Source organism: Georgenia subflava (genome assembly GCF_009193155.1).
Taxonomy (GTDB): domain Bacteria; phylum Actinomycetota; class Actinomycetes; order Actinomycetales; family Actinomycetaceae; genus Georgenia; species Georgenia subflava.
In genome coordinates, this window is record NZ_VUKD01000004.1 from 301086 (window position 1) to 315707 (window position 14622).

At 72.4% G+C, this 14622-nt stretch carries 13 protein-coding genes; 7 read left to right on the top strand and 6 right to left on the bottom strand.

What is annotated here, in order from left to right:
* Nucleotides 1-118: 118 nt before the first annotated feature.
* The 3 genes from GD748_RS14795 to GD748_RS14805 all read left to right on the top strand — a co-directional run bounded on the left by GD748_RS14795 (nt 119) and on the right by GD748_RS14805 (nt 2724).
* Complete coding sequence (locus GD748_RS14795; protein ID WP_152195986.1) at nt 119-886, top strand: VOC family protein; 768 nt, start codon at nt 119-121, stop codon at nt 884-886.
* 161 nt (nt 887-1047) lie between these two features.
* Nucleotides 1048-1692, top strand: coding sequence for a dihydrofolate reductase family protein (locus GD748_RS14800; RefSeq protein ID WP_152195987.1), 645 nt, complete (start codon nt 1048-1050; stop codon nt 1690-1692).
* Nucleotides 1693-1947: 255 nt separating this feature from the next.
* Nucleotides 1948-2724 (top strand): hypothetical protein, encoded by a 777-nt coding sequence (locus GD748_RS14805; protein ID WP_152195988.1) that lies wholly within the window; start codon nt 1948-1950, stop codon nt 2722-2724.
* 128 nt (nt 2725-2852) lie between these two features.
* Here GD748_RS14805 and GD748_RS14810 read toward each other — a convergent pair whose 3' ends face one another.
* The 5 genes from GD748_RS14810 to GD748_RS14830 form a co-directional block, all read right to left on the bottom strand.
* Nucleotides 2853-3674, bottom strand: coding sequence for an ABC transporter permease family protein (locus tag GD748_RS14810; protein ID WP_152195989.1), 822 nt, complete (start codon nt 3672-3674; stop codon nt 2853-2855).
* The gene (locus GD748_RS14815) at nt 3671-4597 is read right to left on the bottom strand and encodes an ATP-binding cassette domain-containing protein (RefSeq protein ID WP_152195990.1); all 927 of its coding nucleotides are present in this window, start codon (nt 4595-4597) and stop codon (nt 3671-3673) included. Before GD748_RS14815 ends, GD748_RS14810 begins: the two co-directional genes overlap by 4 nt.
* Before the next feature lie 104 nt (nt 4598-4701).
* On the bottom strand, nt 4702-7113 hold the full coding sequence (locus tag GD748_RS14820) for an ATP-binding protein (protein ID WP_152195991.1): 2412 nt from the start codon (nt 7111-7113) through the stop codon (nt 4702-4704).
* 106 nt (nt 7114-7219) lie between these two features.
* The gene (locus GD748_RS14825) at nt 7220-7960 is read right to left on the bottom strand and encodes a competence/damage-inducible protein A (protein WP_152195992.1); all 741 of its coding nucleotides are present in this window, start codon (nt 7958-7960) and stop codon (nt 7220-7222) included.
* 141 nt (nt 7961-8101) lie between these two features.
* On the bottom strand, nt 8102-9619 hold the full coding sequence (locus GD748_RS14830; RefSeq protein ID WP_152195993.1) for a bifunctional metallophosphatase/5'-nucleotidase: 1518 nt from the start codon (nt 9617-9619) through the stop codon (nt 8102-8104).
* A 262-nt stretch (nt 9620-9881) separates the two neighbouring features.
* Between GD748_RS14830 and GD748_RS14835 the strand changes: the two genes are divergently transcribed.
* Entirely contained in the window at nt 9882-10379 is a 498-nt protein-coding gene (locus GD748_RS14835; RefSeq protein ID WP_152195994.1) for a pyridoxamine 5'-phosphate oxidase family protein, read from the top strand.
* Between the two features lie 48 nt (nt 10380-10427).
* Here GD748_RS14835 and GD748_RS14840 read toward each other — a convergent pair whose 3' ends face one another.
* On the bottom strand, nt 10428-11177 hold the full coding sequence (locus tag GD748_RS14840; RefSeq protein WP_152195995.1) for a DinB family protein: 750 nt from the start codon (nt 11175-11177) through the stop codon (nt 10428-10430).
* A 316-nt stretch (nt 11178-11493) separates the two neighbouring features.
* Between GD748_RS14840 and GD748_RS14850 the strand changes: the two genes are divergently transcribed.
* From GD748_RS14850 to GD748_RS14860, 3 genes are all read left to right on the top strand, one after another.
* The gene (locus GD748_RS14850) at nt 11494-12540 is read left to right on the top strand and encodes a hypothetical protein (protein ID WP_152195997.1); all 1047 of its coding nucleotides are present in this window, start codon (nt 11494-11496) and stop codon (nt 12538-12540) included.
* Nucleotides 12541-12610: 70 nt separating this feature from the next.
* The gene (locus tag GD748_RS14855; RefSeq protein WP_152195998.1) at nt 12611-13843 is read left to right on the top strand and encodes a sensor histidine kinase; all 1233 of its coding nucleotides are present in this window, start codon (nt 12611-12613) and stop codon (nt 13841-13843) included.
* A complete protein-coding gene (locus tag GD748_RS14860; RefSeq protein WP_152195999.1) occupies nt 13840-14508 on the top strand; it encodes a response regulator in 669 nt (222 codons plus the stop codon). Before GD748_RS14855 ends, GD748_RS14860 begins: the two co-directional genes overlap by 4 nt.
* Nucleotides 14509-14622 lie beyond the last annotated feature (114 nt).

A 14622-nucleotide genomic window follows, 5' to 3' on the forward strand; every position in this document is an offset into this window, starting at 1 on the left:
TTCCTGAACGTCACCGGGGCGGTCGTCGGGGCGGCGATCGGCATCGGGATCGGGTTCAGGTTCGGAGCAACTTTCGCCCGCGCAGGCCGAGTCCGGGAACGAACGAAAGGACAGCATGATGATTGAGAGGCTCCGCCACCTGGCCGGAACGCCCTGCTGGGTGGACACGCTGCAGCCGGATCCGCTCGCCGCGACGGAGTTCTACGGCCCGTTGCTCGGCTGGAGCTTCGACGATGCCGTGCCCGCGCCGCGCGCCGTCGCCGGCGGCGACTACTACACCGCACGCCTGGGCGGGCACCGCGTCGCCGGGGTCGGTCAAGCGCCTCCGGGCTTGCGGGCAGCATGGCTGACTCATATCCGTGTGGACGACATCGAGTCGGCGATCAGCCGAGCGGAAGCAGCCGGAGGTGCATGTCTCGCCGCCCCCGCAGCCGGCGCTGGCACGCACGGGCGAGCTGCCGTCCTGACGGACGCTACCGGCGTCCCGTTCTGCGTCCAGGAGGCCGGCGAGTCGGCCGGTGCCGAGGTCGTGGACGGACCTGGCACCTGGGCCATGAGCTCGTTGCACAGCACCGACATGGCGGAGTCGCGGCGCTTCTACGGCGCTGTCTTCGGCTGGGAGCTCGACCCCGTGCCGGGTGCGCCGTTCTCCAAGTGGCATCTGGGCGGGCACGTCGTCGGCCTCCTGACCGAGGCCGACGGGGTCTCCACCCCGCAGCACTGGAGCGTGAACTTCACCGTCCGCGACGCCGACGCCGTCGCCGAGCACGCCCTGGCGTTGGGTGGAACAGCCGTGCTGGCTCCGTTCGACACGCCCGGCTTCCGGAACACCGTCATCGCAGACCCGCAGGGCGGCGTCGTCGCCCTGAGTGCGCGCACGTCATGACGCGGCCGGCCCGGACGGATGCGGTCTCGGGAAGCGGCGGTACTCGGCCGAAATGCGGGGGAACCTTCCGACCGTTTCCGTAGCCTCTCGAGCGAGCGGAGCGCCGAGTGCCTCGGCAGGCGTGGTTCTACAGTTCGACCGAGATCAAGGAGGAGAGACGGATGGGACAGCTGCTGAAGGTTCAGAACTTCTGCGTGTCGCGCGACGGGTACGGGGCCGGCGAGGCTCAGAGCCTCGAGCATCCGTTCGGCCATGTGGACCCTCAGGGCCTGATGTCGTGGGCCGGAGCGACGGCGAGCTGGCCCAACCGCACGGACCCCGGCGGCAGCCGCGGCCTCGACGACTACTTCACCCGGGACTTCTCCCACAACATCGGCGCCGAGATCATGGGACGCAACAAGTTCGGACCGCAGCGCGGCCCGTGGCAGGACCACGAATGGCAGGGGTGGTGGGGCGACAACCCGCCGTTCCGCACGCCCGTCTTCGTGCTCACCCACCATGAGCGCCCCTCCTTCACCCTGAACGACACGACTTTCCACTTCCTCGACGCTTCTCCGGCGGACGCGCTGGCGGAGGCGCGCGAGGCGGCGCAGGGCCGGGACGTCAGACTCGGTGGTGGTGCCACGACGATTCGTGAGTTCCTCGCCGCGGACCTCGTCGACACCCTGCACGTTGCAGTCGCCGACATCGAGTTCGGCTCCGGGGTGCGGTTGTGGGAGTCGCCCGACGAGCTGACGGACCGTTTTCATCTGGAGGTTGTGCCGAGTCCGAGCGGCGTGACGCACCACATCTTCTGGCGGAAGTAGCGGGAGAAGCACTGTGGGCGACGGCGCGGTGCACACCGGGAAGGAACACCGATGCCGAACGCGGGAGGTACGCCAGGGCGGCGGCCGTCACGGCACCTGCCTCTTCGGCGGCGGCGTAGGCGCCGGCGCCGGTGCCCTGCTGCCGGGCTTGGTCGCGCTCGGGTGACCAAAGCCGCGCTATTCCGCTGACACCTGGTGCGCGCACGGGCATGCTTCTCGCGCTGAGGCATCGGGATCGGCGCAAGGGAGGCACGCGTGTCGTTGGTCAAGGACAGGTCCGAGGGACGCCGTCCGGTAGGCACGCGGCCGTCGGCTCCGGCGTTCTGGCGCACCATCGCCGCGGGTGCGGTGGGCGGCGGGCTCGTGGGTCTGCTCGTCGGTGGTGTGCTGGGCCGGCTGCTCATGCGCGTCCTGACCCTGACGTCACCGCCGTCGGTCCGCGGTCGGATGACGGACGACGTCCAGCCGGTGGGCCAGATCTCCCTCGGCGGCACCATGCAGCTGTTCGTCACCACCATCGCCCTCGGCGCGATCGCCGGGCTGGTCTACCTCTGGGTCCGCCGGGTTCTGCCGTCGTCCGGGCGGGCCAGGCCACTGCTGTTCGCTCTCTTCACCGGCAGCATCGGCGGCTCGTTCTTCGTGCACGACCATCCGTCGTTCGACTACACGGTGCTGCGCCCGGTGTGGCTCGCCGTCGTGTCGTTCATCCTCATCCCGGCCCTGTTCGGGCTGCTCGCACCGACCGTCATCGAGTCGCCCCGCGGCTGGGCACGCAGCGCCCCGGTGTGGCTGGTGGTCGGTGCCGGCGCGCTCGTCCTGAACCTCACGCTCGTGCTCGTCGCCGTGCCGGTCGCGGTGGCGTTCGGCGTCAGCCGGTCCGAGACAGCCCTTCGGTTCTGGCGAGGTCACGCCGTCACCGTGGCCGGCCGGGTGCTGTTCGTCCTCGTGGTCGCGTGGGGTCTGTACGGGCTCGCCGCCGACGTCGTCTCCCTCGTGACGGGGACGGCCTCGACCCTGCCGCTGCACCCCTGACCGGAGCTGGGAGCGGAACGGCCGCCCCGGACGGGCGCCTCGGGCGCCACCCTCGCGCGACGTCGTTCATCCGGCGGGAGGCAGCACGACGGGGCGCGGCCGAAGCCCCGCCCCGCACGTCGGACCGTTCAGCGGATGTCGCGCCTCCGGACCACGACCGTTGCCAGGAGGAGGGCGCCGACCACGTACGCGGCGAGCACCAGGAATCCGGCCCACGGGCTCAGCAGGCCGGGTACAGGCTCGAGCTGCATCACGGCCACGCCTGCGGCGTCGGGAAGGTACGGCATGACGGTGCCGGGGACGTCGCCCGGGAGCAGGCCCACGAGGGCGGGCAGGATCATCAGGACGCCGAGCAGGAACATGTAGGCCCCGACGGTGCTGCGGATCAGCCAGCCGACGGCGGCACCGAGCAGCGCGACGACCGTCAGGTACACGGCGGCGCCGACCACCGCCTGCAGCACGCCGGCGTCGAGCAACGACATCGTCACGCCCGCGCGGGCGAGGATCAGCTGCGCGGTGACGAACGTGATCACCATGGCGGGGAGCATGACGGCCAGCGTGACCGCCCCGAGGACGAGTGCCTTCGCTGCCACGACCAGTCCACGGTTCGGGACCGCGGAGAACGTGGTGGCGACGGAGTGGCTGGCGAACTCGCCGGTGACGGCGATGACGCCGAGGACCGCGACCGCCCACGCGGCCGTGCTCACGCCGTTGAACGCGGCCGTGGCCGGGTTGGCGCCAGGGGCCGCGTCGAGTCCTTCGGCGCCTTGGACGACGACGCCGATCGCCAGGGCGGCGGCGATCGCGACGAGCAGGAAGGCCGCGACGGCCAGGGAGGTGACGGTCGACCGCATGCGGAGCTTGGTGAGCTCCGAGGCGACGACGCGCCGGAGGGTGGTGACCTGCCCGGCGGTGGCGGGGCGGGTGTCGGAGAGCTGGAGGGTGGTCATCGGGCAACCTTCGTGGTGGTAGCGGTGGTGGGCTGTGCGGAGTACTCGACCTCGTCCTTCGTGAGGGCGAGGTAGGCGTCCTCGAGGGAGTCGTGGAGCGGGGTGAGCTCGGTGACGAGCACGCCGACGGCCAGGGCGGTCGCGGCGATCTCGTCACTGTCAGCGCCGGTGACGGTCAGGCCGCCGTCGTCGGGCGTGACGGTGACGCCCGGCCGGGCCAGCACGGCGGCGAGCCGGGTGCCCTCCGGGGTGCGGACCCGGACGGCGGTGCGGGTGCCGGTCAGGTCCGCGAGCGGTGCGTCGGCGATGAGCCGGCCGCGGCCGAGGACGATGAGGTGGTCGGCGGTCAGCGCCATCTCGCTCATGAGGTGGGAGGAGATGAACACCGTGCGGCCCTCGGCGGCGAGCGACTTCAGCAGCGTCCGGATCCAGCGGATGCCGTCGGGGTCGAGGCCGTTGACGGGCTCGTCGAGCATGATCACCTGCGGGTCGCCGAGGAGTGCGGCGCCGATCCCGAGGCGTTGGGCCATGCCGAGCGAGAAGGTGCCGGCCTTGCGGTGCGCGACGGCGCTCAGCCCGACGAGGTCGAGGACCTCGTCGACCCGGCGGGGCTCGATGCCGTTCGAGCGTGCGAGCCCGAGGAGGTGGCGGTGGGCGGTGCGCGAGGGGTGCACGGCCCGGGCGTCCAGCAGGGCGCCCATGGTGTGCAGCGGGGCCGGGTGCTCGACGAACGGGCGGCCGGCCACCAGGACGGTGCCCGAGGTCGGGCGGTCCAGACCGAGGACGGCGCGCATCGCGGTGGACTTGCCGGCGCCGTTCGGGCCGAGGAAGCCCGTGACGACGCCGGGGCGGACGGTGACCGTGAGGTGGTCGACGGCGGTGGTGGTGCCGTAGACCTTCGTCAGGTCGTGGAACTCGATCATGAGGTGCTTCTTTCAGGTGGTGGAGCAGGACTCCACCAAGGTGCTCCGGTCGCGCCCGACACGGCACCGACAGCACCCGGACGCTGTCGGGACACTCTGCAGTGTCAGGGTGTGAGGCTGTCCCGGTCGTGCTCGCCGCCGCCGGGGGAGCCGGCATCGACGCCGTCGGCCTGCCCGGCGTCGTGGCCGTGGAGGGCGAGGGCGGCAGCTGCCTCGATGTCCAGGACCGCGCCTGCGCGGTGCTCGGCGTCGAAGCGGTCGACCCCGAGCGCGGACCGGGACACCTCGACTGCGGCGTCGCGGGCGACCAGGTCGGGTGCGTAGTAGCCGTACACCGCGGTGCCGATCACCTTGCGGAGGTTGGCGGCAGCTCCGAGCAGGGTGGCCGCGCGCCCGTGGTCGCCCTCGGCGGAGTCGAGCATTGCCATGGCGTCCAGGAGATAGGAGAGGTTGGCCGCGTCCCCGAGGTCGCGGGCAGTCACCACTGCCTCGGCGAGGTGGGTCCGGGCGGAGGCGTCCCGCCCGAGGGCGCGCTCGGCCTGGGCGAGGTTGTACAGGGCGACGGTGACGAGGGTCCGGTCGCCCTCCTGCTCTGCTGCGGAAAGGCCGGCCCTGGCGGCCTCCGCGGCGCCGAGGTCGTCGTGCCGGTGCCGTCGGGCGGCGCCCAGGAACACGAGGCAGGCTGCGGCGAACCACGCCCCGGCGCCGGACGCGCGGCCTCCGGCCTCGGCACCGTCGCGGAAGTGGTTCTCCGCGCTCGCGGGATCGTTCTGCTCCAGAGCGAGCAGGCCCAGGCGGGTGCGTGCGGCCGCCTCGACCTCGACGTCGTCGGCGCGGCGGGCCAGCTCCAACGCCTCGAGGCATCGCTCCCGGACCAACGTGGTCCCGACGTCCGGCTCGGCCAGGGCGGTGGCGGCGACGAGCGCATGGGAACGGGCGGCGTCGGGGAGGTCGGCGGCGAGGATCTCCTCGACGAGCCGACGTGCCGGCACCACCTGACCGCGCAGCCACCAGTAGCGCCACAACGCCCAGCTGAAGCGTGCGGCGAGGGCGTGGTGGTCGTGGCGGACGGCCCAGTCGACGGCGGCACCGATGTTGCCGTCCTCGGCGCTGAGGTGGTGGAGCCGCTCGCGCTGCCCCTGCTGTCGGTGCAGGTCCGCACGCTCGGCGATCTCGAGGAAGTGTCGACAGTGACGTTGGCCGACATCCAGGGCCTCGTCGGGTGTGAGGAGCGAGCGGGCGTAGCGGGCCACCGGACCCAGGAGCTCGTACCGGGTGTGCCCGTCCTGCTGTGGGTGAGCGACGAGCAGCGACTGGGTCACGAGGCGGTCGATCGAGGCGACGACGTCCGATGCCTCGAGCACCGCCCGGGCAGCGCTCACCGTGAAGCCGCCGGTGAAGACGGAGAGGCGGCGCAGCGCGGTGCGCTCCTGCTCGCGCAGCAGGCCGTAGCTCCAGTCCAGGGTGGCGCGCATGGTGTGCTGGCGTGCGGGCAGATCCACCGGTCCGGCGACGTCGAGCACTTCCTCGAGATTGTCCAGCAGCTCCGCGGGCGTGAGCGAACGCAGTCCGACGGCGGCAAGCTCGAGGGCGAGCGGCAGACCGGCCAGCCGCTGGCAGATCTGGACGACAGCAGCCGCGTCACGTTCGGTGAAGACCAGACCGGGGCGCACGGCTCGACCGCGTTCGAGGAGCAGCGCCGCGGCCGGCGACGCCCGGAGTGTCTGCGGATCCGTCACACCGGATTCTGGCAGGGCCAGCGGTGTCACGGGGAACTCGGTCTCGCCCCGGATCCGCAACGGTGCCCGGCTCGTGGCGAGCACACGTACGCCGGGACAGTGTGCGAGGACGTCCGCGATGATGAGCGGAGCACCGCGGAGGTGCTCGAGGTTGTCGACGACGAGCAGCAGCTGCAGCTCGGCAAGGGCAGCCAGAACGTCGGGCGCTCCAGCACCCGCGCCGATCTCGCCCAGGGCCTGACCGATGGCGGGCAGCACCAGGCTCTCGTCGATCACCGGCGCGAGCGCGACCCAGGCGACGCCGTCGCGCAGCCGGGTTGCCACGCGCTCGGCGACTGCCGTGCCGAGCCGGGACTTGCCCACGCCACCCGGTCCGGTGAGCGTGACGAGCGGGCGGTCGGTCAGCAGGGCGGCCAGGGTGATGAGGTCGTCGTCGCGGCCGAGCAGGGACGTCGGTGGGCGGGGGAGCGGGGAGCGGACGGCCTGGCGCTCGGGCGGTGACTGTTGTTCAGACCGGCCACCGCGCGTGGGCAGCGACGCGATGAGGCGGGCCCGTTCCGCGGGGTCGAGGGCGAGCGCGTCGGCGAGCGAGCGAACCGTGCTCGGGTAAGGGTGGGTCCGGGTGCCCCGCTCGAGCGCGCTGACCGCGTCTGTCGAGATCCGCGCGCGCTGGGCAAGCTCCTCCTGGCTGAGACCCGCCGCCTCGCGCAGGTGCCTCAGGCGGTCGGCGAACGCGTCTGGTGCGCCGGTCGTGGCGACTGACCGCTCACGGTCCATGGTTCAGGGTAGCGGCGCCAAGACGGGACTCGGCGGCCCACCAGACCCGAGACTTCGGGCATCCGCCGGGGCCGGGAGCGAGAACCCGGCTGGGGTGTCGCGCCGGTCAGGTGGAGGCTGTCCCGATGGCGGTCCGGATGGCCTCGAGCCGCGCGACCGCCTCGTCGACCATGACCGGGTCGGTGCCGCGCACGACGATGTTCGTCCCGTGGACCTCACCGTCGCGGAAGGGGTAGGACCCGATCGTGACAGCCGTCATCTCTTCGGCGAGCTCGCGCAGCGGGGTGGCGATCCGTCCCTCGCCGACCTCGAAGCGCACCTCGCGGGACAGCCGCGGGGCGCCGGTCTCGAGCGTGGGCAGCACGGTGGCGACCATCGCGACGAAGATGCTCGGGACCCCGGCCATGACGTGGACGTTGCCGACGGTGAACCCCGGTGCGCCGGAGAGGTCGTTGATGATCAGCGTGGCGCCGTCGGGGATGCGCGCCATGCGCAGCTGGTCAGCCGTGACTGTGCGCCCACGGCGGGCGAGCGCCGCCTCGAGGACCTCGCGGGCGTCGTCGCGCACGTCGATCCCGACGCCGAAGGCCGCGGCGACGGCGTCGGCGGTGATGTCGTCGTGCGTCGGGCCGATCCCGCCCGAGGTGAACACGTGGGTGTACGCCGACCGCAGGCTGTCGAGCGCGTCGACGATGACCTCGTGGTCGTCGGGCACGACCCGGATCTCCGCCAGGTCGATCCCGACGCGGGTGAGCTCACCGGCCAGGTGGTAGGAGTTCGTGTCCCGGGTACGGCCGGAGAGGATCTCGTCGCCGATGACGAGCATGGCGGCAGTCGGGTTCGGCATGTCGGGCAGCCTATGCGCCGGACGGCGGAACGGTCCTGCTCGCGCGGTTCGAACCTGCTGCTCACCGGTGCTCGGTCGCCGCCACACCGAGCCGGACCGGGTGCCCCGGACGCGTCACGAGTCCGGGGCACCCGGGCGAGATCACGGCAGGACGGTGATCCGGCCCTCCGTAATGACGTCGATGACGCCCAGCTCGGTGGCGTGGGCGACGATCGCCTCGGCGTCGCTCGGAGCCTGTGACGCCGGGACGAGAACGTCACCGTCGGCGAACCCGGTGACGCCGTCCCCGCCTCCGACGACGTAGTTCGTCACCGCAGCGCTGTACGTGGCGGCGAGGTCGATCGGTTCGCCGGCCACGCGCACGTCGCTGACCCGCGAGCCGACCGACGCGGTGGGGGAGTAGTCGTAGGACATGCCGGAGACCTGCGGGAACCCGCCGCCGAGCGCGTCGACCCGGCTGACGGCCTGCTCGAGCGACTGGACGATCCCGGCGCCGGAGACGTCGACGGCCATGACCTTGTTGTCGAACGGGGCGATCGCGTACGCGTCGCGCGTGGTGAACTCCGGGCCGGGCGCCTCGGCCCGGATCCCGCCGCCGTTCATCCACCCGATGTCGGTGCCGTGGTACGCGCGGAACGCGTCCGCGACGAAGTTGCCGAGCGCCGTCTCGCGCTGCCGGCTCGCGTGGTCGGGGTTGAGCAGCGGCGTCTCCACCGTGGCGAGGACCGTGGAGAGGTTCTCCTCCATCTCGGCCTCGTAGTACTCCTCGACGGCGCGCAGCTCCGGGTCGGGGGCGACCGTGTGGTCGACCTCGACGACGGACGGCGCGAGCGTGAAGTCGCCGCGGTCCTTCGTGATGTCGAGGCGGATGAGGGAACCCATGTTGCCCTCCGACGCCATGAGCGGGACGTCACCCTCCCACTCGACGACGGAGTCGTACTCGGCCATCTCCTCGCCGAAGATCGCATCGATCTCGGGCACCGCGCGCGCCAGCTCCCGGTTCTCGTCCATCGGGTGCTGGGTGACGGCGACGACGACGTCGACGTTCGCCTGCGCCCTCATCTCCTCGACGGCGGCACGGGCCGAGGCGATCGCGTCGAGCTCGTCGAGCTGGTCGCCCGCGGACGTCGTCTCGATGGCGTCGGTGAGCCCGATGTACCCGACCCGGATCTGCCCGACGCGCTGGACCTCCCACGTGCCGCCGGCGACGAACGGCTCGCCGTCGGCGTCGACGAGGTTGGAGGTGATCCACGGGAACTGCGAGGCGGCGACGAGCTCGCGGGCGTTGTCGACCCCGAAGTCGAAGTCGTGCTGGCCGAAGTTCGCCAGGTCGATCCCGATCGTGTTGAACGCCTCGACCATCGGGAAGCCCTTGTACAGGCCGCCGAACAGCGTCCCGCCGGCGAGGTCGCCGCCGAAGACGATGGACGTCGCGGCGTTGTCCTCGCGCACGGTGTCGATCGCGGTGGCGAGCCGGGCGACGCCACCGCGGTCCTGACCGCCGGTGAGGACGGGGCCGATCTCGTGGGCGTCGTGGAAGTACAGCAGGCTCGCCGTGCGCGAGGAGCGCGGGTTGTCGGAGCCGGCGGCGTGGTCGGGCGGTGCCGCCGCGGCCGGCGCCGCGAGGAGCAGGCCGGCGAGGACGGTGGCGGCGGTCATGGTTCGGCGCATAGGTCGTAGCCTCTCGGTCGGTTGCCGCGGACGCTACCGGTACGGCGTGAACGGGACGTGACCGCGCGACGTCGTCCTCGCCGGACATGCGGGGTGGTCGTCCTCGCCGGACATGCGGGGTGGCGACGGCCGGCCGGGCCCGTCGCCCGGAAATGTGTTGGTCCGCGCTTGTGGTGTCGAGAAACTGGTTCCGGCTCGGTCCCCGGGACACGAGTGGCCGCGCCGGCCACGTGACGAAGGAGGTATGCCCATGCGACCCGACGAGATCGCCGAGGTCCTGAACCACCCGACCAGCCAGCAGCTCCTGGCCCGCGACATCACCCGGCTCGCCTACACCGCCACGGACGGCACACCGCGCGTCGTCCCGATCGGGTTCGTCTGGAACGGGACTGAGATCGTCATGTGCACCGCGACGAACGCCCCGAAGCTCCCGGCACTGCGGCACAACCCTGCGGTGGCCCTGACGATCGACACCGAGGTGCACCCGCCGTTGATCCTGCTGATCCGCGGCAGGGCCGAGCTCGACGTCGTCGACGGCATCCCGGACGAGTACATGCAGGCGAACGGCACGTATCAGATGACGCCCGAGCAACGCGTCGAGTGGGAGGCCGAGGTGCGCTCTATCTACGACGGCATGGTCCGGGTCGTCGTGACCCCGACCTGGGCGAACCTGATCGACTTCGAGACGACCCTCCCGAGCGCCGTCGAGGAGCTGATGCGCCGACGGGATGAACGTCAGCGCGCGTGAGACGCGCCGGCTCTGGCTCGCCCACGCTCCGCCCGTTGCCGCGCCTGCTCAGACCTGGCGTGTCTCGATCACGTCCAGGTCGCGTACGGCAAATCGGTGGTGCTCCCACTCCTCCTCGAGAATCGTGTGCAGGCACGACAGGATCGTTTCCGGGTAGTCCGGGGACCAAGGGTTCGGCCGTTGCTGGGCCAGCTGCTCCACTGTCACGTTAGCCAGGAAGTCGCGCACCTGCGTCACCCTGTCGGCGCGCACCTCAAGCACCTCGGCATACGTCGGGTCGGTCATCGAGAAGACCGACATGTCCCCGCCGTCCATCTCGTACTCGTCGTTCGGCTGGCCGATCGGGTGGTAGGCGTCCGCACGCTCGAGGACGGCTGTGCCGAGCCAGGTGTCGATCGCCATGACCAGATGCCGAAGCGTCTGGGCGAACGTCCACTCCCCGGCGACGGACACGTCCACACTGCCTTCCGGCATGCCCTCCACCCGCTCCAGCGTGGCTTTCCACGTGCGCTCGACGGCAGCCCACGCCTCCCGCAAGCCCTCTGGATCCACGGCCCGCCGAGCTTCCCGTCCCGGCATCCGGCGGTTGAGCTCAGCCTCGACGAGCGGGGCGACGTCGACCCCGTTGATCAAGAGCCTGCTCTCCCCGTCGAGGAGCCACGGCGCGTCGATGTCCGCCCCGGCGATGTCGACCGAGCGCATCACACTGCCTGCGAGGCTGGAGCGGACGAAGCGGGCGCCGCGCAGGTCGGTGTCGATGAACTCGCGCGGTTGCGCATCTCCTGCGGCACTGTCCATAGGCAGAAGGTAGTGGGCAGTGGACGGGCTGCCCACGCCGCGATTTCGCTGCACCGGGCGCGACAAAGGGGGCGCCGCCAGTTCGATCCCTCGCGGCCCTTGACTCTGACACCGTGTGAGGTCGTAGATCTGGTGCCATGTTCGGCATCGGCGATTTCGCCAGGCACGGTCGGGTGTCGGTGCGGATGCTGCGCCACTGGCTGACGCGCGTGCGGGAATTCCCTGAGCACCGGCTCCCTCGCACGGGGGAGCGGAACCGGGACGGACCACCGTCGTGGGTGATCCGCCCGCTCCGGCGGCTGACGAGGGTGGAGGCATGAGATACACAACGATCACTGCCACGTACTGGACTCTCGCCGCCGGCGCCGGTCTCCTGCTCGCCGCGACCGGCACCGACCTCGCGCTCGCCGACCGCATGCCCACCCCGACGGCCGCGCTCGCCGGGCTCCTACCGCTCCCCGTCTTCCTGGTCCTGGCCGCGGCGCTGGCCGCCGTGCTCGCCGGGACGGCCGGGCGGTTCGCCGCCGACAGCCGCACCGACGACGGCGGACCAGCCCGGCCGGGCACCGGCGCCGGGCCCGTGGTCGTGGGAGCCGTCGCCAGCGGGATGCTCATCCTGCTCATCCTGACCGCCGGCCTCCTGGCGTTCGTCGGATACCTGCCCCTCGCCGTCGTCATGGCGCCGTTCCACGAGGGCATGCGCGAATCCCTGGTACGTGGCGTCGACACCAGCCTCCTGGTCCAGGTGGCCGTGGTCGCCGGCGTCCTGCTGTGGGGCGCGGCGGCCCGCGAGCACCTACGACGCCGTCCGGCCGCCGTGCCCTCCTGGGCGCGGCCCGAGTCCGCCGCCCGGTGGGGGAGGTGGGCAGTGGGTGTCGCCGTCGTGCCGCCGCTCGTGTACGCCTTCACGCGCTTCGCATGGATGGTCTACCCGCTCGGTTTCGACCGCGAGGTCTGGGAGGCGGGGAGGGCCGAGGGCTCGCTTCTGGCGGGCGTGTGGCTGGGTGCGTTCGCCGTCGTCGGGGCGCTCCTCACCCTCGGTCTCGTCCAGCGCTGGGGCGAGGTCGTGCCCTCCTGGGTGCCGGTGCTCGGCGGCCGCCGGGTGCGGCCCGCGGCGGCCATCGTGCCCGCGGCGTTCGTCTCCGTCGTGCTCGTCCCTGCCGGGATCTCGATGACGCGCCAGATCTTCGAGCGCGAGGTCGCGCTGGAGATCGTGGAGAACTGGGCCGCTGCCGGGCCGACGCTCCTGTGGCCGCTGTGGGGGCTGGCGCTCGGCGCGGCGACGCTGGCGTACGCGCTGCGCCGCGGCGGCGAGCGGCAGGCGTCGCCGGATATCGACGACGCGCGGCTCCGAACCCGGTGAGAGGTCCGGCACGCGCCCCGACGAGGAGGGACGGTCCGTGGTGGTGAGTCGTTCGGGCAGACTTGCCGCCATGGCCGTCCCGAAGGCGCTGCTGCCGCTGACCAGCGCGAGCACCCCGCGCCGCGGGGTGCTCCTGGTCATCGGCGGTGTGGTCGCGGCCGCCTACGGGCTGCTCGTCGCGGGGTTCGGCCAGATGTACGGGCAGCCGGACGTCCCGCGCGCGGTGATCACGGTGCTCGTCGTCGTGACCGCCGCCATCGTCCTGGCCCCGCCGTTCCTCCACTCGGTCCGCGTCCTCGAGGCGCTCGCGGCCCGCACCTTCCTCGACGCCGACCTGCCCGTCCTGCCCGTCCTGCCCGGACGCGGCACCGGCGCGAGCCTGCGCGGCGCGGCTTGGTACGCCGCCCACCTCGTGGGCGGGGCGGTCGCCGTCCTCTCGCTGCTCGTCTGCGTGCCGCTCGCCGTCACCCTGGTCGCGCGGCAGGCGGGTGTCACGGTCCTCGCGCAGGCGCTCGGTGCGTTCCGCGACCTGCCGGTGGTGCCCGCCGTCGTCCTCGCGATCGTTCTCCTCGCCGTGCCCGCGTACGTCGTGTGGGGGCTCGGCGAGCTGCTCCGCCTCCTCGCACCGGTGCTGCTCGGGCCCTCCGCGCAGGAGCGGATCGCCCAGCTCGAGGAGGACAAGCGCTGGCTCGCCGCCCGGAACGCCCTCGCCCGCGACCTGCACGACAGCGTCGGGCACGCGTTGACCGTCACGTCCCTGCAGGCGGCCGCCGCGGAGCGGGCTCTCGACCGCGACCCGGAGTTCGTCCGGTCCGCGCTCGCCGCCATCGCCACGACCGGCCGGGACGCCGCCGCCGAGCTCGACCGTGCGCTCGGACTGCTCCGGGCCGGGGAGGCACCGTCGGCCGCGGAGGCCGCCGCGGGGGACCGCACCCTCGCCGACCTCCCGCAGCTCGTCGACGAGCTGCGTACCGCCGGCGCCGACGTCACGCTCGCCCTCCCGGCCACCGACGGGGTAGCACCGCTCGTCTCGCGTGCCGGCTACGCCGTCGTCCGCGAGGCGACGACAAACGCCCTGCGCTACGGCGACGGCACGATCGGCATCGCCGTCGAGACGGTTGGCCCGGCCGTCGAGGTCGAGGTGGTCAACGGCCTGGGCGGCGGGGGAGCCGGTCACCGCGGGAGCGGGCGGGGCCTGAACGGGATGCGGGAGCGGGCTGTCGCCCTCGGTGGTGAGATGACCTGGGGCGTCGAGGAGGGCCGGTGGGTGGTCCGCGTCCGGCTGCCGGGGGAGGCGTCATGACGGTGAAGGTCCTGCTCGTCGACGACGAGGCGCTCGTGCGTGGCGGTCTGCGCTACATCATCGACGCCGAGCCCGACCTCGAAGTGATCGGCGACGTGGCCGACGGCGCTGACGTGCCCGACGCCGTCGCCCGGACGCGCCCCGACGTGGTCCTCATGGACGTGCGGATGCCTGGCCTTGACGGCATCTCGGCCACACGCGCGCTGCTCACGCACGCCGACCGTGCGGGTGCCGCCGCCCCGCGCGTGCTCGTCCTGACGACGTTCGAGAACGATGACTACGTCCTCGACGCGCTGCGCGCCGGCGCGAGCGGGTTCCTCCTCAAGCGCGCCCACCCGAAGCAGGTGCTCGAGGGCATCCGGGTGGTCGCACGGGGAGAGGCCCTGCTGTTCCCGACGGCGCTGCGCCGGCTCGTCGCCGCGTCCGGCGCCGCCGTCGACGGCGACCGGCTCGCCCGCGCGCGGCTGTCCGAGCGGGAGCAGGAGGTGCTCCGGCTGCTTGCGTCCGGGCTGTCCAACCCGGAGATCGGCGCGGAGCTCTTCCTCGGCACCGAGACGGTCAAGACGCACGTCGGCTCGATCCTCGCCAAGCTCCGGGTTCGGGACCGCACGCAAGCCGTCGTCCGCGCCTACGAGTCGGGGTTCGTGCGTCCTGGAGCCGACTGATAACCGCTCTGCACGATGTTGCGGGACTGGTGCGGACCCCGGTGGGTGAGTCGCGCAAGCCGGTGAGCGACACCCCGGAGGAGACTCACAACCTCCGGACCATCACTGTCACCA